This window comes from Lacrimispora xylanolytica (assembly GCF_026723765.1).
In the GTDB taxonomy this organism is placed as follows: domain Bacteria; phylum Bacillota; class Clostridia; order Lachnospirales; family Lachnospiraceae; genus Lacrimispora; species Lacrimispora xylanolytica.
In genome coordinates this window covers 1,709,808-1,730,881 of record NZ_CP113524.1, presented here as the reverse complement: position 1 = coordinate 1,730,881, position 21,074 = coordinate 1,709,808, and the positions used below count along the sequence as shown (strand labels likewise).

At 43.2% G+C, this 21,074-nt stretch carries 21 protein-coding genes; 4 read left to right on the top strand and 17 right to left on the bottom strand.

The window, feature by feature from the left end; translation table 11 throughout:
- Positions 1-14: 14 nt before the first annotated feature.
- The 6 genes from OW255_RS08155 to OW255_RS08130 form a co-directional block, all read right to left on the bottom strand.
- Positions 15-947: an ABC transporter permease gene (locus tag OW255_RS08155; protein WP_024836410.1), complete on the bottom strand. Its 933-nt coding sequence runs from the start codon at positions 945-947 to the stop codon at positions 15-17.
- A gap of 317 nt (positions 948-1,264) precedes the next feature.
- Positions 1,265-2,668, bottom strand: coding sequence for a sensor histidine kinase (locus tag OW255_RS08150; RefSeq protein ID WP_024836411.1), 1,404 nt, complete (start codon positions 2,666-2,668; stop codon positions 1,265-1,267).
- A gap of 4 nt (positions 2,669-2,672) precedes the next feature.
- Positions 2,673-3,371: a response regulator transcription factor gene (locus tag OW255_RS08145; protein ID WP_024836412.1), complete on the bottom strand. Its 699-nt coding sequence runs from the start codon at positions 3,369-3,371 to the stop codon at positions 2,673-2,675.
- Positions 3,372-3,442: 71 nt separating this feature from the next.
- Positions 3,443-3,652: a copper chaperone CopZ gene (gene copZ, locus OW255_RS08140; protein ID WP_024836413.1), complete on the bottom strand. Its 210-nt coding sequence runs from the start codon at positions 3,650-3,652 to the stop codon at positions 3,443-3,445.
- Positions 3,653-3,672: 20 nt separating this feature from the next.
- Positions 3,673-4,395: a hypothetical protein gene (locus OW255_RS08135; protein ID WP_268116329.1), complete on the bottom strand. Its 723-nt coding sequence runs from the start codon at positions 4,393-4,395 to the stop codon at positions 3,673-3,675.
- Positions 4,396-4,402: 7 nt separating this feature from the next.
- Positions 4,403-6,883, bottom strand: coding sequence for a heavy metal translocating P-type ATPase (locus OW255_RS08130; protein WP_024836415.1), 2,481 nt, complete (start codon positions 6,881-6,883; stop codon positions 4,403-4,405).
- A 148-nt stretch (positions 6,884-7,031) separates the two neighbouring features.
- Here OW255_RS08130 and OW255_RS08125 point away from each other — a divergent pair, with 148 nt between their 5' ends.
- The 3 genes from OW255_RS08125 (at position 7,032) to OW255_RS08115 (ending at position 10,584) form a co-directional block, all read left to right on the top strand.
- Positions 7,032-7,391 (top strand): winged helix-turn-helix transcriptional regulator, encoded by a 360-nt coding sequence (locus tag OW255_RS08125; protein WP_024836416.1) that lies wholly within the window; start codon positions 7,032-7,034, stop codon positions 7,389-7,391.
- Between the two features lie 298 nt (positions 7,392-7,689).
- Complete coding sequence (locus tag OW255_RS08120; protein ID WP_268116328.1) at positions 7,690-8,994, top strand: MFS transporter; 1,305 nt, start codon at positions 7,690-7,692, stop codon at positions 8,992-8,994.
- Between the two features lie 237 nt (positions 8,995-9,231).
- Complete coding sequence (locus tag OW255_RS08115) at positions 9,232-10,584, top strand: APC family permease (RefSeq protein WP_268116327.1); 1,353 nt, start codon at positions 9,232-9,234, stop codon at positions 10,582-10,584.
- 52 nt (positions 10,585-10,636) lie between these two features.
- On the opposite strand, the gene OW255_RS08110 is transcribed toward OW255_RS08115, so the two are convergent.
- The 10 genes from OW255_RS08110 to OW255_RS08065 form a co-directional block, all read right to left on the bottom strand.
- A complete protein-coding gene (locus OW255_RS08110) occupies positions 10,637-10,864 on the bottom strand; it encodes a DUF6485 family protein (RefSeq protein ID WP_268116326.1) in 228 nt (75 codons plus the stop codon).
- 173 nt (positions 10,865-11,037) lie between these two features.
- Positions 11,038-11,412 (bottom strand): prenylated flavin chaperone LpdD, encoded by a 375-nt coding sequence (gene lpdD, locus OW255_RS08105; RefSeq protein ID WP_268116325.1) that lies wholly within the window; start codon positions 11,410-11,412, stop codon positions 11,038-11,040.
- A gap of 18 nt (positions 11,413-11,430) precedes the next feature.
- Entirely contained in the window at positions 11,431-11,997 is a 567-nt protein-coding gene (locus tag OW255_RS08100; RefSeq protein ID WP_268116324.1) for a UbiX family flavin prenyltransferase, read from the bottom strand.
- 4 nt (positions 11,998-12,001) lie between these two features.
- A complete protein-coding gene (locus OW255_RS08095; RefSeq protein WP_268116323.1) occupies positions 12,002-12,730 on the bottom strand; it encodes a DUF554 domain-containing protein in 729 nt (242 codons plus the stop codon).
- Positions 12,731-12,756: 26 nt separating this feature from the next.
- Positions 12,757-14,241: a UbiD family decarboxylase gene (locus OW255_RS08090; RefSeq protein ID WP_268116322.1), complete on the bottom strand. Its 1,485-nt coding sequence runs from the start codon at positions 14,239-14,241 to the stop codon at positions 12,757-12,759.
- A gap of 201 nt (positions 14,242-14,442) precedes the next feature.
- Positions 14,443-15,267: a MerR family transcriptional regulator gene (locus OW255_RS08085; protein ID WP_024836424.1), complete on the bottom strand. Its 825-nt coding sequence runs from the start codon at positions 15,265-15,267 to the stop codon at positions 14,443-14,445.
- Positions 15,268-15,374: 107 nt separating this feature from the next.
- Positions 15,375-15,893 (bottom strand): DUF2318 domain-containing protein, encoded by a 519-nt coding sequence (locus OW255_RS08080; RefSeq protein WP_024836425.1) that lies wholly within the window; start codon positions 15,891-15,893, stop codon positions 15,375-15,377.
- A 157-nt stretch (positions 15,894-16,050) separates the two neighbouring features.
- On the bottom strand, positions 16,051-17,907 hold the full coding sequence (locus OW255_RS08075) for an urease accessory protein UreH domain-containing protein (protein WP_268116321.1): 1,857 nt from the start codon (positions 17,905-17,907) through the stop codon (positions 16,051-16,053).
- Positions 17,908-18,043: 136 nt separating this feature from the next.
- Positions 18,044-18,835 (bottom strand): shikimate kinase, encoded by a 792-nt coding sequence (locus OW255_RS08070; RefSeq protein ID WP_268116320.1) that lies wholly within the window; start codon positions 18,833-18,835, stop codon positions 18,044-18,046.
- Positions 18,832-19,200, bottom strand: coding sequence for a winged helix-turn-helix transcriptional regulator (locus OW255_RS08065; RefSeq protein ID WP_024836428.1), 369 nt, complete (start codon positions 19,198-19,200; stop codon positions 18,832-18,834). The genes OW255_RS08070 and OW255_RS08065 overlap by 4 nt, the downstream gene beginning before the upstream one ends.
- 118 nt (positions 19,201-19,318) lie before the next feature.
- Here OW255_RS08065 and OW255_RS08060 point away from each other — a divergent pair, with 118 nt between their 5' ends.
- On the top strand, positions 19,319-19,714 hold the full coding sequence (locus OW255_RS08060; RefSeq protein WP_268116319.1) for a pyridoxamine 5'-phosphate oxidase family protein: 396 nt from the start codon (positions 19,319-19,321) through the stop codon (positions 19,712-19,714).
- Positions 19,715-19,783: 69 nt separating this feature from the next.
- Here the strand turns inward: OW255_RS08060 and OW255_RS08055 are convergent, their stop codons facing one another.
- Positions 19,784-21,007, bottom strand: a complete 1,224-nt coding sequence (locus OW255_RS08055; protein WP_268116318.1) for a DUF438 domain-containing protein — start codon at positions 21,005-21,007, stop codon at positions 19,784-19,786.
- Between the last annotated feature and the right edge of the window lie 67 nt (positions 21,008-21,074).

Genomic DNA, 21,074 nt, shown 5'->3' with positions numbered 1-21,074 from the left:
GAAACATTCCCCCCTTAAATAATGGACTCCCCACGTGTTTTCTTGGACACAAAGTTAACTATGGCAAGCAAGATTAAACTGATTATGCTCTTTAACATACTGATAGCAGTGGCAAGGGACAAGCTGCTTCCTGTCATGCCTATATTATACACGTACAGATCCAATACCTGAATATGCTCTTTGTTAAAAGAATTCTGGAATACATAATACTGATCCATTCCATTATTTAAGAAGTTGGCAACCGACATCATCAGCAAAACAAAAAACGTCGGCATCAAGGATGGTAGGGTGATTTCCTTCATCAAGCGGAACCTGTTGGCACCATCGACCCGGGCTGCCTCATAAAGCTCTGAATCGATTCCGGCAATTGCTGCCAGATAAAGGATTGCCCCCCAGCCCAGTCCTTTCCACACATTCCAAAAGGTCATCCACGAATAGATATGAGCATCACTGTCTAAAAATTTAATTGGCTGGGTGATGATACCCAGATGCAGAAGCAGAGAATTTACCATACCGCCATCTGTAAACAGGCTGAATGCCACAGAATAGACTAATACCCAGCTTATAAAATTGGGAAGTGCCGTTAATGTCTGTACCACATTCTTAAACCATTTGCATTTTATCTCATTGAGAAATAAGGCAAATCCAATGGGAAATACAGAGGTAAGAATCCCCAATAGGCTCATTGCAAGTGTGTTCTTCATGACCTGAACGATCTGCGCTACCTGAGTTTTATTTGCAAAAAGCGTTTGAAACCATTTCCAGCCTACAAAATCACACTGTGACAATTTAAGGGGTGGCTTATAATCGTAAAACGCATAAATCCAGCCATGCAGCGGAAAATAGGAAAACAGAAAACTCAGTATGATAAACGGTACAATACAGTAAAACAACCTGCGGCTTTGCAACGTGGTCTTAGATGCTTTTGTTGTTACAGATTTTTTCATTCCTTTCACTCCTTCACGTTTTGCTGAACCTTACTTTGTTTGATTTATTATACCATTCCGTTTTTTTCGAAGCATACCAATGAAATCTGACTGTTAATATAGAAAAAAACGATATTTTTCTCTTTTCTTATAAAACCTCTATTTCTTTCCATATTTTGTGTTGATTATTGCCAGTAATATTTCACCTTCCTGTAACATATCTAACAGCTTAAAATGATAATTAAGCCTTCCTTACACCTGGAAATCTTATGAAAAACACTTGTAAATATCATGTTGAGTGTACAAAAAAAGACAGGAACTATTTCTTCCTGTCTCTCTTATTGCATCTTCCCCTTATTGATTGTTTTTGGAAGGCTTACGGTAAAGCTGCTTCCCTTCTCCAGGGTGCTTTCAGCCACTACATTTCCACCGTGAGCTGTGACTATGGACTTTACAATGGCAAGTCCGATTCCTGCACCTCCTGTCTTTCTATCTCTGGATTTATCGGAACGATAAAACCGTTCAAAGACGAGGGCAAGCTCCCGTTCCGGGATTCCGATTCCGTTATCACTTACCTTTATGATGCCGTCATTTGGAGTTTCCGAAACTACCACTTTTACGCTCCCGCCCTCAGGCGTATATTTCATTGCATTGGAAAGAAGGTTTGCAACGACCTGGCTGATCCGGTCCTTATCTGCTTCCACCATTACGGGCGTTCCCTCTAAATCAAAGGATAGGTTTCTCTTTACCAATTCCCCGTTCATGGTGTCGGATACAATTTGAACAAGGTTTAAAAGATCTACCTTTGATTTCTTTAACACCAGATTTTCACTTTCCATTCTGGCAAGCTGCTCTAAATCAGCAACCAGAGTACCAAGACGCTTTACCTCTTCAAAGCAGCTGCTAAGCCGGCTGTAGGTAGGTTCCCATAAGCCTTCCATCATTGCCTCCAGATGGGAGCTTAAGGAGGTAAGGGGTGTCCTAAGCTCATGGGCTACATCAGCAGTGAGACGCTTTCTTAAGCTCTCCTGCTTTCCCAGACCGTCTGACAGCTGGTTGATGGCTTCCGCAAGATCATCAAGCTCTTTGATTCTGGTACCAGGCTCAAACCTTATGTTATAATTCCCTTCGGAAATCTCTTTTGCAATGTAGGCCGTCTTAGTAACCGGACGGGAAATCCGCCTGGCAAGCAAACAGCCAGCAATGATAGAACAAACACCAGATAAGATACCTATGAAGATCAGCACCTTATTCATGACATTGATAAAATCAAAATCAGCTTCGTTCATGAAAAATGGTCCGTAATATTTAATGGAAAGACTTCCAATCTCTTTTCCATTCTGGTTCAGCTCATAGACATTGTCCACAAAGCCGCCTTTGGAGCCTCTCTCTTCCATTCGTACGGATATTTCATCCATGATCTGTCCACAAAGACTCATATCGTGATTTTCAGCGTCCCATACTACGTTATGGCCTGCATCATACAGCTTTATGATATAACCGTCATATAAGGCATTCATTCCAATGGCATGAACATAATCCTGCTTCCAGACCCGTTTTAATCCATCATACTGCTTGCTTAGCTCATCAACAATATTTTCCCGCCTCTCTTCTCCCAGCTGAATGATGTACTTTTCAAACTCCCGGCTGATGAGCCAGTTGGAAAGAATTCCCGTTAAGAAGACGGTAAGAAACAGGATGAGAAAGATGGATAGTGAAAGCTGTTTTCTTAAGCTTTTCATGGCTTTACCCTCCAAACTTATATCCAAGACCTGGTATGGTCAGGACATAGACTGGGGATTTAGGATCGTCTTCAATCTTTTTTCTTATGTTCTTGATATGGCTGTCAATGGCCCTGTCGTATCCTGCGAAGCCTTTATCCATGGCAGTTTCAATCAGCTCTTCTCTTGTAAATACCTTTCCAGGGTATTTGATGAGGGCGGATAATATGTTTCGCTCACTGGGGGTCAGGGTCACAGGCGTTCCATGTTTTTTTACTTCATTCTTCTCAAAGTCCACGATGAGATCTCCGTCCCGCCAGGAATTTAACCTGGTCAATGGGATTAAATCAGGCTCTGTTCTGCGAAGAACGGCTTCAATTCGGGCATAAAGCTCCTTTAAACCAAAGGGCTTAATCACATAATCATCGGCTCCAAGAGAAAAGCCTTCTACCACATCATTTTCCTCTACCTTTGCCGTAAGCATGATGATGGGAACCCGGGACTTTTTCCTTATGGCGCTGCATACCTCTTCTCCCGAAAGATCAGGAAGCATCAGGTCAAGAAGGACAAGGGAGATGTTTTCGGCCTCGAATATCTCCAGTGCCTTTTTCCCATTTTCCGCAGGGATGGGGCAAAAGCCTTTGCTTTTTAAAAGAAGGCAGACGACCTCCAGGATTTTAGGCTCATCGTCCACCACAAGTACATTTTTTAAGTTCTTAATCATCCGAACACCTCAATCCATATCCAAAATAAGCAGGAAAAGCGGGAACCGCCCTTAAGCGATTCCCGACTTCTTTATTCCACTACGTCGTAGCCCTGATCTTCAATTTCAAATTTGATTTTGTCAATAGGAGCCTTATCCGGATCATGATCTACAGTTACTGTTTTTGCTTCTAAGTCTACGGAAACGTTAGACACTCCATCTACTTCTCCAACTGCACCTGTCACTGCTTTCACACAATGCTGACAGGACATACCTTCTACTTTTAAAATTGTTGTTGCCATTTGCAATACCTCCATTATTTTTATTTTATATTAAAGGGCTTTAAAAATTTGTAAACCTCAATATTTTTCCCGTGGTCCATAACAGGAACCGTGGCATAGACCCAGCCTTCTACCTTTTGAGGGTCAACCCCCGCTGCCAGCAGAGGCTCTGGATTTAAAACGAATACAATATCCTTATCCTGGTCTTTGCCTGATGCGGTATTGATTTCCATATTTTTGGCCCATTCAAACATGTTACCATCTCCCAGCTTCAAGCCGTAATGATCCATAGCTGAATGATAATTAATGATATCTGGGTTGTGTGTTTCAATCAGCCTGTAGGCGGATATGGCATCTGCCTTATCACTTAACGGCGATCCTCCCTTACTAAGCTTACTTCCTACGAGGAATGCTTCCCCATCTTTTTTATAATTATCAGGCAGCTTACTTTCATCAAGTCCGGCGTCTAAAAACGGCTTTGCATCAAACTTAAGCATAACATCGTATACCGGGCTTTTTTGATAATCCTCACTCCAGATAACCCGTACGCTGTCATCAGGTGAAGCTAGGGACCAGCCTCCACTCGTCTCATCACTCTTAACAGCATCTGGTAGTGCACCGATTACTGCCTCAAAGGATTTTTCTGACCCTTTTCCTATTACATCTAAATTGCCTTCTGCCGTTTTCACAACACCTGCTGTTATGGCCGCTGTAAGTATCACTGCGGCTGCAACAGATGCAATCAGCTTTCCATTTTTATTCATGGCTGGTTCACCTCTTTCCTGTCACTGGCTTAAATCTCTTAAGCCTTAATGCGTTAGTCAGTACGGAAACAGAGCTTAAGCTCATGGCGGCAGCTGCAAAGATAGGATTTAACAGCGGGCCGTTAAAGAGCAGATGAAGAAGTCCTGCTGCAATGGGAATTCCAATTACGTTGTAACCAAAGGCCCAGAACAGATTCTGCTTGATGTTTCGTATGGTCTGCCGGCTTAAATGAATGGCTGTCGGCACATCCATAAGATCAGAACGCATGAGTACAATATCAGCGGATTCCATGGCTACGTCAGTACCAGAACCAATGGCAATTCCAATATCAGCCTGTGCAAGCGCTGGTGCATCATTAATTCCATCTCCTACCATGGCAACCTTTTTGCCTTCTGACTGGAGCTTTTTCACTTCACTTGACTTATCCTTTGGAAGTACCTCGGAAAGCACACGGTCGATGCCTACTTGTTTTGCTATGGCAGCGGCAGTTTTTGAATTGTCTCCGGTGATCATAGCCACTTCCATTCCCATCTTATGAAGACTTTCAATGGCAGCCCGGCTGGATTCCTTCACCACATCAGCCACTGCAACGATTCCGGCTAAGGTTCCATTCATAGCCACATACATAGGAGTCTTACCTTCCTCTGCCAGACGATCGGAGATCTCCTCCATGCCAGCCATGGAAATATTTCTCTCTTCCATCAGCTTTCTGTTTCCGGCAAGAATGTCTTCTCCCTGAATACGGGCCTCGATTCCACGGCCTGTTAAAGCTTCAAACCGTTCTGTAGCAAAAAGTTCAAGTCCGGCTTCCTTAGCTCCCAGCACAATAGCCTGACCAAGGGGGTGCTCTGAATCCTTTTCCGCGGACGCGGTAAGCTGTAACAGGGTATCTTTTTTAATACCTTCTGCCGTAAGAACATCCGTTACCGTTGGTTTTCCTTCTGTGATGGTACCAGTTTTATCAAATACAATAGTCGTTATTTTATGAGCGGTCTCAAGTGCTTCTCCGCCTTTAATAAGGATTCCGTTCTCAGCTCCCTTTCCTGTTCCCACCATAATTGCAGTTGGTGTGGCAAGACCAAGAGCACAGGGACATGCAATTACCAGAACGGAAATAAAGATGGTAAGCGCAAATTTTAAATCTCCCCCGGTTCCGAAATACCAGGCAATGCCGGACACCAGTGCAATGGCACAGACAACAGGAACAAAATATCCGGAAACAATATCTGCCATCTGGGCAATGGGTGCCTTGGAGCCTTGTGCATCCTCAACCAGCTTAATGATCTGAGCCAGGGCTGTTTCGCTGCCGATCTTTTCTGCTTTAAAACGGAAGGCACCAGTGGTGTTTATAGAGGCCGCATAGACCGGATCCCCCTCTTTTTTATCTACCGGCATACTTTCACCGGTAAGCATGGATTCATCAATGGATGTATGGCCGCTTAAAACAGTTCCGTCTACGGGAATTTTTTCTCCTGGCTTTACTATAATAACATCCCCTATCTCCACTTCGTCAATAGGAATTTCCTTTTCTATCCCATCCATAAATACAGTAGCTGTCTTAGGAGCAAGGCCCATAAGCTTTTTAATGGCTTCGCTGGTTCTGCCCTTTGATACTGCCTCCAGGGATTTTCCAAGAAGAATCAGGGTTATGATAACACCGGCTGACTCATAATAAAGTGCATCCACAGCCATAAAATGACCGGCTGCAATCTGGAAGGTGTTATAAACACTGTAAAGCACAGCTGCTGTGGTACCGATGGCAATCAGAGAATCCATATTGGGACTTCTCTGGATCAGGGCTTTAAATCCTACGGTATAGAACCGATATCCCACTGCAATTACCGGTATCACCAAAAGCATCTCTAAAAGTGCATAAATTAACGGGTACCGCATAGGCTCAATTCCTGCCGGAAATGGCAGACGGACAAAGGATATCATAGGAGCCATGGCAATATAGAAAAGAGGCAGGGAGAAAACAGCAGAAACAATGAACTTGGTCCATAGTGTCTTAATCTCCTTTTGCTTTCTGGCCCGGTCTTCATCCGCTGCATCCGCTTTATCCACTTCCAAAGCCTGATAGCCTGCTTTTTCAATGGCCCCACGAATCGCAGACAGCCTTACCGTCTGAGGGTCGTAAGTTACCGTTGCCTTTTCCGTTGCAAAGTTTACGGAGGTCTCATCAATTCCTTCCAGCTTACCAATGGCCTTTTCCACTCTTCTTGCACAGGCGGCACATGTCATGCCTCCAACTGGTATGGTTACTTTCGCATGCTCGGTTCTTTCTGCGACCTCATATCCGATTTTGGTAACTGCTGCCTTAACAGCAGAAAGATCCACACTATCGCTGTCGTATTCCACAAACAGCTTTTCACTGGCCAGATTAACATTGGCCTGGTTGACTCCAGAAACCTTTCGCACGGTTTTTTCAATTCTCTGTGCACAGGCAGCACATGTCATACCACGTATATTTAACATTTCACTTGCCATTCTCGTTCACCTCACCTTTATTTTTAAGAACTGCCTTGAAGTTTTTTGCTACTCATGATATTATTATGACAGTTATTATGATTTTTGCAAGTATGTACTTTATTGTAATATAGTACCCAAAAGGATACTAAGAAGGAGGTCATCGCTTATGGATTGCAACTGTACCGTTTACCATTGCCCTGTAGATACTACCTTAAATATGATTGGCGGTAAATACAAAGCCCTTATTTTATGGCACTTAACAGATAAAACCCTGCGTTTTGGAGAATTACGAAAACTGATTCCTCAGGCCACTCCAAAGATGCTCACCCAGCAGTTAAGAGAATTGGAGGATAACCACTTAATCAACCGCACCGTCTATCCTGTGGTTCCCCCAAGAGTTGACTATTCCCTGTCCGAGCTGGGAATCAGCATCCGGCCTATATTAGAGGCGATTTATTCCTGGGGTACCGATTATTTGCATCAGAATGGGCTTGAAGCCAGCTGTTCCATGACGTTTCATTCCTGATTCATTGATTCTTAGCCATATAGAAAAACACCAGCTTTCCTATGACAATGAAAAGCTGGTGTTTTTATTTTTCCCAGAATCTTATAAATCTATGAATCTGTTTGCTTGACACAAAAAGATATGGAGAGGTATACTTTTAGTAATAAAAATTATGAAATTAAGAGGAAGATAGATATGAGATTATGCATTGGCTCTGCTCCGTGTAAGGTCTGAGAGGGACGAATTTACACGGAGAGATTACACACGTCCTGCGGACTTTGCACTTCTTAAATAAAATAAAATTTTAAGGAGCAAAGTCATGTATCATCATTTTAGAGAAAACGTAAAGGAACTTCGAACATTCCTTATTTTATGGGGGACACAGTCCTTCTCCTCACTGGGCAGCTCCATGACGAGCCTTGCCTTAGTGATTTGGGCATATGAACAAAAGGGGTCTGCACTGACTACGGCATTACTTACCATCTGTTCTTATGCGCCTTATGTGATATTCAGCATATTTGCCGGTTCTTTTATCGACCGGAGGAACAAAAAGCTTATTATGCTGGCTAGCGACAGCCTGGCTGCTGTTTGTACCGTTTTAGTTCTTATCCTGTTTTCTACAGGAAGGCTTAAGATCTGGCATTTGTATTTCCTTAACACAGTGAACGGACTTATGAACACCTTGCAGCAGCCTGCCGCAGATGTGACAGTCAGTTTACTCACCCCGAACAAGTATTATCAGAAAGTCAGCGGGCTTCGTTCCTTATCAAATTCCTTTGTTACGGTTCTGGCTCCTGTGCTGTCTACTGCCCTGCTTTCCTTTGCAGGCTTACGGCTGGTCATCCTGTTTGACTTAATCACTTTTTTTACAGCCTTTGTCTCACTTTTATGCTTCATAAAGATTCCCAAAATAGAGCCAGACAAGGCACAGGAGGGGGAATCTCTTCTGGAGTCTGTAAATGGTGGATTATCTTATTTAAAGAAGGAACGGGGTATTCTTGACCTTATCTTGTTTTTGGCCGTGATTAATTTTACAGCCTCTATTTTTAATGCCGCTCTTCCGCCTATGATGCTTTCCAGGAGCGGAGGCGGTAAAATGGAGCTTGGTATGGTAAATACAGCCGCAGGACTTGCCACACTGGCAGGAAGCATTCTGGTAACCCTCCTTCCGGCACCGAAAAGCCGGGTAAGAGTGATTTTAAACTGCCTGCTCTTTTCCATGAGCACTGAAAACTTTATTCTGGCCCTTGGAAGAACTACTCCCGTCTGGTGCTTTGGTTCTGTCCTTGGCTGGATCTTAATCCCCGTTATGGGAGCTAACATGGATGCCCTGCTTCGTACGAAAATACCGGTAACCATGCAGGGACGGGTATATTCTGCAAGAAATACGCTGCAGTTTTTCACCATACCTCTGGGCTATTTATGCGGAGGCATACTCATCGATCAGGTTTTTGAGCCCTTGATGGCGCATCAGGCTCCAGGCAGTTTTCTTTTACAAGTCTTTGGATCAGGAAAAGGCTCTGGCGCTGCCCTTCTCTTTTTTCTTATCGGTATTACAGGCGCTTTATCCTGTCTGCCTTTTCGTCTGGACCGGCATCTATGGGAGCTGGAGGAAACAAATTAGAGGAATGTTCACAATCATTTTGCACAGGATGGCTATTATGGCCGCCTGTGCATTTTTATACCCTAAAAAGCAAAAATCTTGATGAATTATATCTGATTTTGTGTTAAAATAATAAGAGTTTCGTCAACAAAAATGGGGGCCCAAACGATATAAAATTAGATTTCGGGGTAATTTATTTATGTATGGTGAAAAAATAAAGACAAAGGAATTCTATTGAAGAATAGGAATGGTCAAACGATGGAACCAAAGTTAGAAAAAAAATACGGTCTTATTACAGCCATTGCCATGGTTGTGGGCATCGTGATCGGAAGCGGTGTTTTTTTTAAGGCAGAAAAGATCCTTACAGCAACGGGAGGCAATTTAAAACAGGGAATTCTGGCCTGGGTAATCGGCGGCATTATTATGATTTCCTGTGCTTACACCTTCTCTGTGATGGCTACCAGATACCAGTATGTCAATGGAGTGGTGGATTATGCAGAAGCTGCCATGGGGAAAAAGTATGCTTTTTATGTAGGCTGGTTTATGGCAATCATCTATTATCCTACCATTACCTCAGTGTTAGCCTGGGTATCCGCCCGGTATACCTGTGTAATTCTGGGTTTTTCCATAACCGGCGGCGAATGTATGACAATTGCATGTCTGTACCTGGTTGCCAGTTTTACACTCAATGCCTTATCTCCTGTCCTTGCAGGTAAATTTCAGGTAAGCACAACCGTCATTAAACTGATTCCTTTATTTTTAATGGCAGTGGTGGGCACCTTTATGGGAGTGAAAAGCGGTATGACTGCTTACAATTTCACTCATTATGTGTCTCAAAGTTCAAAAGGCGGCTTATTTACTGCCATTGTTGCAGCCAGCTTTGCTTATGAGGGTTGGATCATTGCCACCAGTATCAATGCAGAATTAAAGGATGCAAAAAAGAACCTTCCTCTGGCGCTCATTGCCGGAACTTTTATTACCATGTCCGTTTATATCCTTTACTACATCGGACTGGCTGGAACCATTAAGAATGAAGTCATGATGGCAGGCGGAGAAACAGGTGCCAAGCTTGCATTCCAGACCATCTTCTCTTCTGCTGGCGGTTCTCTGTTATTTGTATTTGTTATTATCTCATGCCTTGGGACCTTAAATGGTCTGATGCTTGGCTGTACCAGAGGAATCTATTCCATCGCGGCCAGAGGTCTTGGACCAAATCCAAAGGTTTTCAGCCAGGTGGATCCTACGACCAATATGCCTGTGAACTCTGCAATTCTTGGTCTATTTTTATGTGCTTTATGGCTCCTTTATTTTTACGGAGCCAACTTAACGAATAGCTGGTTCGGGTTCTTTAGCTTTGACTCGTCTGAGCTTCCCATTGTTACGATTTATGCGCTTTATATTCCTATCTTTATCATGTTTATGAAGAAGGAAAAAGAGCTTACATTTTTCAATCGGTTTCTCATGCCAAGCCTTTCTCTTTTAGGCAGTATCTTTATGATTATTGCTGCATGGTTTGCTCATGGAATGGCGGTTGTGGCATTTTTAATTGTGTATTTAGTGGTGATGGCGTTTGGTGCACTGATTGTAAGAAGAAAAAATATAACATTATAAGAATGAAATTAAAAAAGGAAATCCTGATTCATTTCAGGGTTTCCTCTTTTATTTATTGAGTTTTCGATTTTTTATGATCCAGATAGAACTTTACAAAGCTGTCGATGGTGAACTCCTTAAGCTCAGAAGTATCGTCACTTATCAAATGAAAGAAACAGCCTGGCATCTCACCTTTGTTTAAATTCTTACGAATGCAGGGATCACAGCCCATATCGTGATTTGTAGGATGCAGCTTACATGTTGTCTCGTTGCAGGTACAGAAGTGTTTCTCATTCGCCATAATTCTTATCCTCCAATGTCTTATGCAGATCCATTCGGATTTGACCCTTTTGTAACCGCTATTATAACAGGCTTTATTTAATATGTAAATATAGTTATTATTATCATTTTCATATGCTTATTCTGTCATATGTCGTTGATCTCTTCCTGTTACAAAGCTTTGGTCCTCGGCTCTTATTCCTTGGAACTAAATGAATGGCTAATATCTTCCAGAAACTGGCAACAGCCATCATACAACATCTGAAGATCCTCAAAAGACAACTGGTCCACATGTATGCCACAGACGCATACCGTCACATGGTTTGTCTTTGCAGCTATCTTTTCTGCAAACAGCTTGGCCAGCACGTCGTCCTTATGACCAATGCAATTTAATATGGAAGTGGTCGCACTAATCCCCTCCCCCGTCAGGCTGGGACGGGGGACGGATAGCGCTGTACTTCCAATATGAGGAAGGTCGCCTCCATATAGGAGAACGCAGATATCGTCCCCCATGGCAATTACATCACAGCGAACTTCTGTGCCGTTAATAACCTTTTTATACGTTTTCATGAGACTCCTTATCCATGCCTATTCCCACCGTCTGAAGCCTTCCACCTTAATTCCTGCTGCATCCAGAATCTTTCCTGCGATATGGAAATTAATGTCCTCCAGGGACTTTGGCTTACTGTAGTATGATATGACAGGCGGCAGGATAACCACGTTTTGAAGCCTGGATAAATACTCCATATTCCGTAAATGAATGGGACTAAGGGGCGTTTCCCTTGCCACCAGAATCAGCTTTCTTCTTTCCTTTATGGTCACATCTGCTGCCCGAAGAAGCAAATTATCGGAATAACCGCTGCAGATTCCTGCTATCGTCTTCATGCTGCATGGGACTACGATCATGCCTTCTGTTTCATAGGTTCCGCTGGCTATGCTGGCACTGATGTTCTTATTGTCGTAACACACATGGGCAAGTCCTTTAAATTCCTCCAGCCTCATATCAAGCTCATGAAGAATGGTCTCCTCCCCGCCTTTACTGACCACCAGATGAATCTCATAATCCGGCAGCTTCTTTAACTGTCTGATGCAGGCTGCTGCCAGAGGGGCCCCGCTTGCCCCGCTTACTGCAACTACAATTCTCTTTTTATCCATAGGCTTATAACAGGCTCATGATGACATGGGACCAGAAGTAAGAAAAGGGCATGACAAGTACCATGGCAGGAAGCATGTTGGCAATGGGGAAGGATTTGATACCGGATATTCGAAGTCCGGTCGCCAGCATTAATATACCTCCACAGGCTGTAAAATCACTGAGCATCTCCTTGTTGGTCAGGGGCATGATAATGGAGGCACTAAAGAACAGGAGTACCAAAACCACGAATTGAGGCACACAGACGGTGCAGGTAATATATCCAAGACTGGCTGCAAAAATAGCTGCGGTAAAAAAGTCAAGGATTGATTTTGAAAACAATATGGTATGGTCTCCGGTCATACCTGCCTGCAACGCTCCGAAAATACCGGTTCCGCTTGCGCAGAACAGTACCACAATGCTTACAAGCTTCTGCATGAATTCTTCCTGACTCATGTCTGAATCTTTCCCGGAAAAAATTCTGGAGATAGGGGCCTGTACCTTCTTTGCTACTACCGTGATTCCATATTCCAGATGAACAAGTTCACCAATGGCGGTTCCAATAATAACGGCAAAGACCACCGCTGGTAGATAGGTTAATTTTACAATGGCCGTAATTCCCATGGACATGGAAGCCACACCAAAAATCAGGGTCAGATTGTTGCGCAGATGCTCTGGTATTTTATTACCCAATAAGGCGCCTGCAGCACCCCCTGTCAGCACTGCCAGGCTGTTGACGATTACTCCAATCGGCATATTTGCCACCTCTTATGTTGTATTTTCTATTTTTTAAACATGTCCGGGACCCAATGGGAAGGATCTACATCCATAAACTTTGCCCGCTGGAACCGATGCTTTTGATCGAATGGCACGGTACAGTCGAAAATTGTTTTACAGGCAATTCCATGATCGCGGATGGATGGGGAATTAGCTGGGTCATTGGAAGGATCCAACGGATGACAGCGTACCCCAGGAATGCATACTATACCGGAATCTCCCTGCATACGGGTATTCATAGCCCAGACAACATCGTTGATATCAAATGGGTCTACATCCTCATCTACAAGGACCACCAGCTTTAATTCACTGAATGCAGAAAATGCAAGGAGTGCTGCCTGGCGTTGTCTTCCTTCATCACTTGGTATCTTTTTGCAGAATTGCAGCACAGCCATGTATTTACCGCCGCCACTGGAGGCACAGTAAACATTTAACAGCTTTCCTGGCATTGCTTTTTCTACCATCTGTAATATACTGGCTTCCGTCGGGATACCAGCCATGCTTACGTGCTCTTCACTTGGACCGATACAGGTCTGCATGATTGGGTTGGTTCTGTGGGTTACTGCCTTTACCTTAATAATGGGAATCTCCGGGTTTGCAGGTCCTGTATAACCAGGGAACTCAGGCATAGCTTTTCCGGTATTGGTGTTTTGATCCTCTCTCACACGGATTCCAGGAAGAAGCTCTCCTTCAATGACATATTCTGCATTGGCAATGCATTTTTCATCAATGGTAAGGCACTGGGTAAGCTCTACTCCTTCTTTTCGAATGGCTCCGGCAATCTCTAACTCATTAAAGCCAAGAGGCGTTGTAGGCGGTTCAAAACAGGAAGCGATTTCTATGGCAGGATCTACACCGATGCTGATTGAGATAGGAAGCGGCTTTCCGGCTGCTTCTGCCTTTTCTCTAAATACACCAAGATGTCTGGAGCCTGGCACAAAGTACATGGAAATCTCGTCTTTACTCTGAAGGCAGAGGCGGTGAATGGTCACATCGGATTCCTTTGTTTCCGGGTCAGAGGCATAACACATACCTAAAGTTATGTAAGGTCCGGCATCCTCTTCTGTGTTGGTAGGTGCAGGCACCAGTTTTCTGATATCAAAATCAGGATCTGTGGCATAATGAACCACTTCCTGGCATTTTGCATCCTTTTGATTGATTACTACTGGCTTCACCGGGTTCTTTACAGATTCATTTAAAAGATGGCCCAGACGCTCTGGAGCCTCATCAAGAAGGTATCCCACTCGTTTGCGGCTTGCAAGAACGCCAATGGCGACTCTGGCATCCTCGTGTCCTGTTACCTTGTTAAATATCATGGCAGGCCCTTCCTGGGTGGGGCGCATAACCGTACCGCCTGCTCCAACATGGCGATAGACACCGGATAACTGAGCATGAGGATGAACCTCCACATCAGTTTCTATCAGCTGTCCTGGAATTGATTCCAGAAGCTCTAAGGCAGAACGCAAATCATTCACTTTAATTTTAGACATAAATAATCCTCCTTGTACTTTTTCATTCATCGGCCGTTAAGGATACTATGAGCTATATTGCGGCTATACAGTCAAGAGGTTTTTCTTATTATGTATAAAATATTTTTATTTTACCTCACGTACCGCTATCTTCACCCTGAGCGCATTTAAAAAATCTCAACGAAAAAAAGGCTGCCAAAACGGCAGCCCTTTTGTTTCGATTCAATTCTTTACAACCGGAATCTGTAAGCAGCAATAATCTACATTGTGCTCTGAATTATAAAAGGTGGTATCAAGCAGACAGAGATCCAGGGCATCCCCGGTAATTCTGTAGTTGTTCTTCTCGGCCCATTCCTTCAAATAATGAAAATCCTTTTCTTCATAGGGATAGGAGTATTTGTACATACAAAGATACGTTCCTCCCGGAATCTCTTCTACTCCTGGCAGATCAGGCTGTGGATATGGAAGCACCACAAATATCCCTGAATTCTCATAGAGATCTTCACTATAAAACTGTTCATAACGAATGAGAGTACCGAATCCGCAGGAGGGAATGGTGTCGGAATCAAATAGCTTGTTCCATGCCTTCATCAGAGTAAGATGAAGAACATTCTTTCCTGGCCGCTCCTCAAACGGTACAAACAACACTTGTCTTTGAGGAATCTGTTTCAAGAGAGGAGTCTCCGCCTTATAAGTTTTTTTCGAATCCTCATAAAAATTAATTCTTTTTTGCAGATACATCCTTGTACGGTTCAGCTCTTTCATCTGTTCATCAATGACATTTTTCTGCAATTCCAACAGATTGATGACAGATTCTAAATTTCTGGATTCTATGTTCTTTTTAATATCTTCAAGCTTTACCCCAAGCTTTTTTAAGAGACAGATTTCCCTTAATACCGGAATCTGGTAAACGCTGTAATAGCGGTATCCGTGGTCATTGATAAATGTGGGCTTTAATAAGCCGATATGATCATAGTAAATAAGGGTCTGGCGGGTGAGATGATGTAGCTTTGCCATTTCACTGATTGTAACTAATTCATTCTCCATGCTGTATTATTTCCTTCTCCTGTGATATAGCCAATGCATGATCACAGTATACCATGCCTGCCTTTCTTCTTACAAGATGAAGCTTTTTGATTCAGGAGAGTTACGAATTAATAAGATTTCTTCCAGTTAGCAAATATCTGCTCTGACTCCTTTAGAAAATCTGATGGAATGGTAATGGATTCGTCTGTCACAGTCTTATTTTTATCAAAGATGGGCCATGGGTTACAGCCGCCTGCTTCCACCTCTACCAGATCCATGGAGAACTGATTTCCGCAGTTTTGACAAACTAATTTATCACCTTCCTGTTTATAATAGCCTCTTCCTGAACCAAAACAGATCTGGCACGTATTAAATGCGGTACGGATGGTTCCATCTGGTGCCTTCACTGCTAAAACCTCCATTTTGGTTCCATCAGCTGTCACTGGATAAAAGCTTGCTTTGTCACTGATCTCGCTTACGGGGATTACCAGATCTCCGGAGGCATTCTGATACTGGGCTGCCTTATCCGAAGAACCGCTCTCCTTCTTATCCTTGGCAGAACAGGCAGTCAGGGCGATGAGGGCCAGGGCCATAATTAAGATGGAACGGAAAAATATCTTAGTTTTATGTGTCATGATCTGATTCATTTACAAACCTCCTGAATATGAATTTATTTAATGGTTTACGATTTTCCTCTTAAAAAGAACATGGCGGCAATCAAAAAGGCGGCCGGTATAATACAATGCCAATGGCTTAAAATTAAGTTCATGAACGAAGCTCCTTTCCCAAATTTTTACGGGCTGCCTACTGACAGCAGGAGCCTCCTGCCCCCTGAAAGGTGGTATCGGGCCAGATCTGAGTTTGAAAGTTCCCTATCTCTTTCTTGATTTCATTTAAATCCATCTTGCTGATATCATCCACTACCTTAATATAGCCATAAGAGGTATTATCTCCATTGGAAAAATCAAAGCTTCCTGCCGGTGTGAAATACAACCGGTTGTCTCCCGGTTCCAGAGGAACCTGAGTTGCAAAATCAGGCACAAGTATGGTCGTTCCATAGTTATTCCCAGTGGTGCTGTCTATGATATTCCATTCCACGTCAAGGCCAGACTTTACCACTGCAGCTGCTGGCTGAAAGCCTTTATCTGTCAGCTCCATGGTAATTTTTTGAATGGGGTTGCCATTCTCATCTACAGATTCTTCCCCTATTGCAACATCATCGGTGGGAATCGTAACCCCTGCCGGAACTGGCTTATCAAGGAGATTTTCTGCCTCATTCTCAATAGTTCCGGTGCCAGCTGCCTCTTCTGTAATAGATATGGTTCCCCGTATCATTCCCATCCAGCAGCTGTAGGAAACCTTTCCTGTCTTTTCGGGAGTAAATTCTATAATATTCTCTCCTGTTTGAAAGGTGTGTTCAATGCCGAAATCCCTGATGATCATACGGTTATTGCAGCCGTTGATGCTGCCTTTTGGCGCATCGATGATCCATTTGACAGGAATCCCTGCCTGTACCTTTATATTGGGATATTTGCCGGAGGATAAGGTGCTGTTAATGATCTGAACGCCGTCTTCTATCTTCTGGGCAGGCTGGTTTTCCTGGCCAGCCCCGTTATCCTTTTCCTGTGCAAACGCCAGATTTGGCACGGATACCCCGGAAAGGCTAAAGCCCTGAGTCACCATGGACAAACCAAGTACTACCACAAGAACCGCTCCCGCCGTCATGATCTTACCGGCAAACTTTTTCCCAAGCACCGTTGAAAGCGCACCTAATCCGAACATTAATGGTACGGTTCCCAGGCTGAATAAAAGCATGGAAAGAGCGCCGGAAAATGGATTGCCTGTGGATAAGGCGTAAATCTGCATGGCCTGCAAAGGTCCGCAGGGCATAAAGCCATTTAGGAGCCCCACAAACAGAGGGCTGTTGCTTTTTGCTTTCTCCTTATACACTCTTTTAGCCAAAAATCCGGGCATTCTGGGATTCAGCTTTCGCAGCCAGGGAAAAATTCCAAGCATATTGATTCCCATAATCACCATGAAAAGACCTGCGATCAGTTTTAAAATTCCTTGCAGGGTGGTGGAAAAGGTAAATACAGACCCTAACGCTCCTACCACAAAACCGATGACGGTATAAGACAATACTCTTCCGAGATTATAAAGAAAGGTAGGACGAAGAGCTGATAAACGGCCTTTTTCCGTAGAATCTCCAGCCGTATATGGAATGCACTGGGATAAGTTTATGCCGCCGCACATGGCCACGCAGTGGACCGATGTAATAAGACCGATGACAAAAAGCATTCCATAGCTCATGGTCTGATCTGCAAGCTGACCTGGTGTCAAAAGGGTTAACAGACCGGTATTTTCAATTACCATGTAAAGAGCAGCGATGATGAGCAGGATTCCCGTAATCCGGCTGGCATCCGTTCCCTTTTTATCCTGATCCGTAAGCACCATATAGTCCAGATTTTCAATCACACCTACAATGGTCTTGTAAGAAATAATATCTGTGTCATACGTCACATTGGCTGTTCCTTCGTTGTAGCTTACTTCTGCACTGATAATCCCGGCCGTGTTCTTAAGCTTTTTTTCGATCTTGTTCTGACAGCTTACACAGGTCATGCCGCCAACGCGCAGCACTCTTGTTTTTACGATAGATCCCATGGCCATCCTCCTTATGATTTCTGATGAAAAGAATAGCAGGACGATATGTAGAAGTTGTGTAGATGAGAATATTTATGAAAAAAAGCATGTATCCCACCTGAAAATAAGGGAGAATACATGCTTTATGTAAATAGCTCTATTTTTTTTCCTGTTCTTTCAGAAGAATCAGGGCTTGAATCAGTTCCTCACAGATCTGGTTCATGGTCTTATGATCGGTCTCTATAATGATGTCTGCTGCCTTACGATAATAATCTGCCCGTTCTGCCATCAGTTCCTTTATAAATTCCACATTCATGTTTCCATTTAAGATGGGGCGTTCGTCGCTTGTCTTTACGCGGCTTAAAATGGTCTCCGGAGCTGCTGTTAAAAGCACAATCCGGCTGATTTTCTTTAAATTTGTTACATTTTCTTCCCGGATTACGGCACCGCCTCCGCAGGAAATAACGGATTGTCTGCAATCCTTTAACCGGATAATGGCCTCGCTTTCACACTTACGGAAATACTCTTCCCCATGCTCTGCAAAGATATCCTTAATAGCCATGTTCTGATCCTTAACAATCATGGCATCCACATCCACTTCTTCCATGGCAAGCTTATCCTTTAAATATCTGGATATCGTACTTTTTCCGGCACCCATAAAACCAATTAAAGCAATGTTAAAATCAAAGAGACATTTGCTCCCCACCCGTTTCCCAGCGGTTTCAATGGTATGTAATATTTCCTGCAGCTCTTCCTCATAAGGACTGTCTTTCAGCCCAGTAATACGTTTCTCTCCATCCATCTTAGACTGGTCTTCCAGAATCGGAAGCCGGCCTTCTTTCTTTGCCTCCATCGCTTCCGCTTTCAGGCTTAAATGCTGATGTAACAGCTCCAACATATTCTGATTGCTAAGTTCCAGATCGCGGTTTATTTCCTTCAGTTCTCTCATATGGCTTCTCCGTCTTTTTCCATAGTATGATTTTTGTGTTTTACAAACTCAATATAATCACTTCCCCAATTCCCTAAAGCCTCTAACACGGACTCAAACTTTAAGCCGATCTCACTTAAGGAATATTCTACTCTGGGAGGAATCTGGGAGTATTCCCGTCTGATGATGAGACCTTCCTCTTCCAGGGACTTAAGCTGTCTGGAAAGAGTGGTATGGGTGATATCTTCCGGCATCTTCCTTTGCAGCTCATTGAATCTGACCGGGCCTTCCTGCAATAAGTATAATAAATATATGGACCATTTACCAGAAAGAATCTTCTGAGAGGTAACGTAAGGACATAAGCCATATAAATCTTTTTTCGCCATAATAGTACCCTCCTTGATACTAGGTATCATAAAATATCGTAGTTTACAATTGTGTTCTATGCTATATAATAAACTGGTGGACACATTATATCATAAAAAAGTGAGAGGAGCAACAACGATGAAGGAAGTTCTTGATTACTTAAAAGCATGTGGTACCTTTTATTTAGCAACCAATGAGGAGGGCCAGCCAAGAGTGCGCCCATTTGGCGCTGTCTGTGAATTTGAAGGAAAGCTCTACATCACAACTAATAATAAAAAAGCTGTTTTTGCGCAGATGAAAAAGAATCCAAAAATTGAAATCTCCTGCATGAACAAGGGAACCTGGCTGAGACTGGAAGCAGAAGCCATCCACGATGATCGCAGAGAGGCCCGTGTAGCCATGATGGAGGACAACAAAGCTTCACTGAGTAATCTGTATTCTGTTGATGATGGCATCTTTGAGGTTCTTTACCTGAAAAATGCAACTGCTGCCATCTACTCTTTCACAGGAGATCCAAAGGTAATTGAGTTCTAATATGGATATAAACTAAAAAAAGTCCAGGGCAGATGCCTGGACTTTCATTTATTCATTCATTTATTCTATTTATTCAGACATCAGCCGTTTCTCCCCTTCAATTTCCTGAATGGGCTTAATATCCTGAGTCAGTTCTAATACGCCAAGGTACTCCCCTTGTTCGTTTCTTACTGCAAAATAACGAATCAATACGTATTTACCAGCCATTTTGATCCAGAAGTCCTCATGGTCTTTTACACCATTTTTAAAATCCTCTACAATCTTCTCCACGATGTGGACGCTTGCCGGAGGATGACAGTTGGAAACATTTCTTCCAAGAATGGTCCTGGTCCGCGGGAAGGCCCGTTCTTTTCCTTCTGAAAAATATTTCACCTGGTCATTTTTATCCACAAAGGTCAAATCAAAGGGAAGAGTATTTAAGGTCGCTGTCAGTTCCTCTGGAGTCCATTCTCCAGACGGAAGCTTTATAAGCCCTGATACCTCAGGTTCTTCTTTCTTTTCTTCCTCTGCCTTCTTCTTGTCTGCTGCTCCAGGCTGATAGGTTGGAACATGATCAATGATAAATCCGATTTCCAGGCTCTCGTCTGCGATTACTTTCCATTCTTCCTCTGTAAGCTGTTCTAAAAGCATGGGAATCATGATATTTTCTTCTTTAAATATCATTTCCCCAATCTTATCAAGGACTTCCTCTGTCTTACTTATAAGAGTCTCATTCTTCTCCACTCTGTTAAGAAGCATATCCGTTACTTCCTTAACCTGAGCTCTGATCTCATCATCCACTCCCCACATTACCTTCGGGGGTGCTGTGATTCCGTACTTTTCCATGTAAGGAAACAGAAGATTTTCTTTTTTCTGATAATGAATGGCTAAATCCTTAAGCTGTTCCATCCCATTAAGAAGGTTTTGATAGGCGTCCATATCATTAAACATGGTCAGGGATAAATAGGGTCGGATCTCCTTATCCATAATATGATTGATCTTTTTGTTTTCCCTCACCAGGGTATTCACCGGATGACCAGGGATCAGAGCCGGGTCGGTTTCCTGATGGATTTCCTCAATGGAGCCTTTAAAAACAGCGGCATGAACATCACATAGCCTTTGTACCTCTTCCAAAGGAAGCCCTTCAGCAATCAGTGCTGATTCCGCCACAGAGATTTCAGAAGCAGAAACACCATGAAATGCTTCTTCAAAGATGGCCTTTACTTCCTCTACCGTCTTTCCTTCATGCAGCTTCCTGATAATATCCTTAATGGCTTTTTGTCTCATCTCACGGTTGTTGATGTATTCGCTCACATGAATTCCTCCTTTTCAGAAAACGCCCCAGTCTGAGTATGCTTTTCAAGTTCAATCAGAAAGAGGC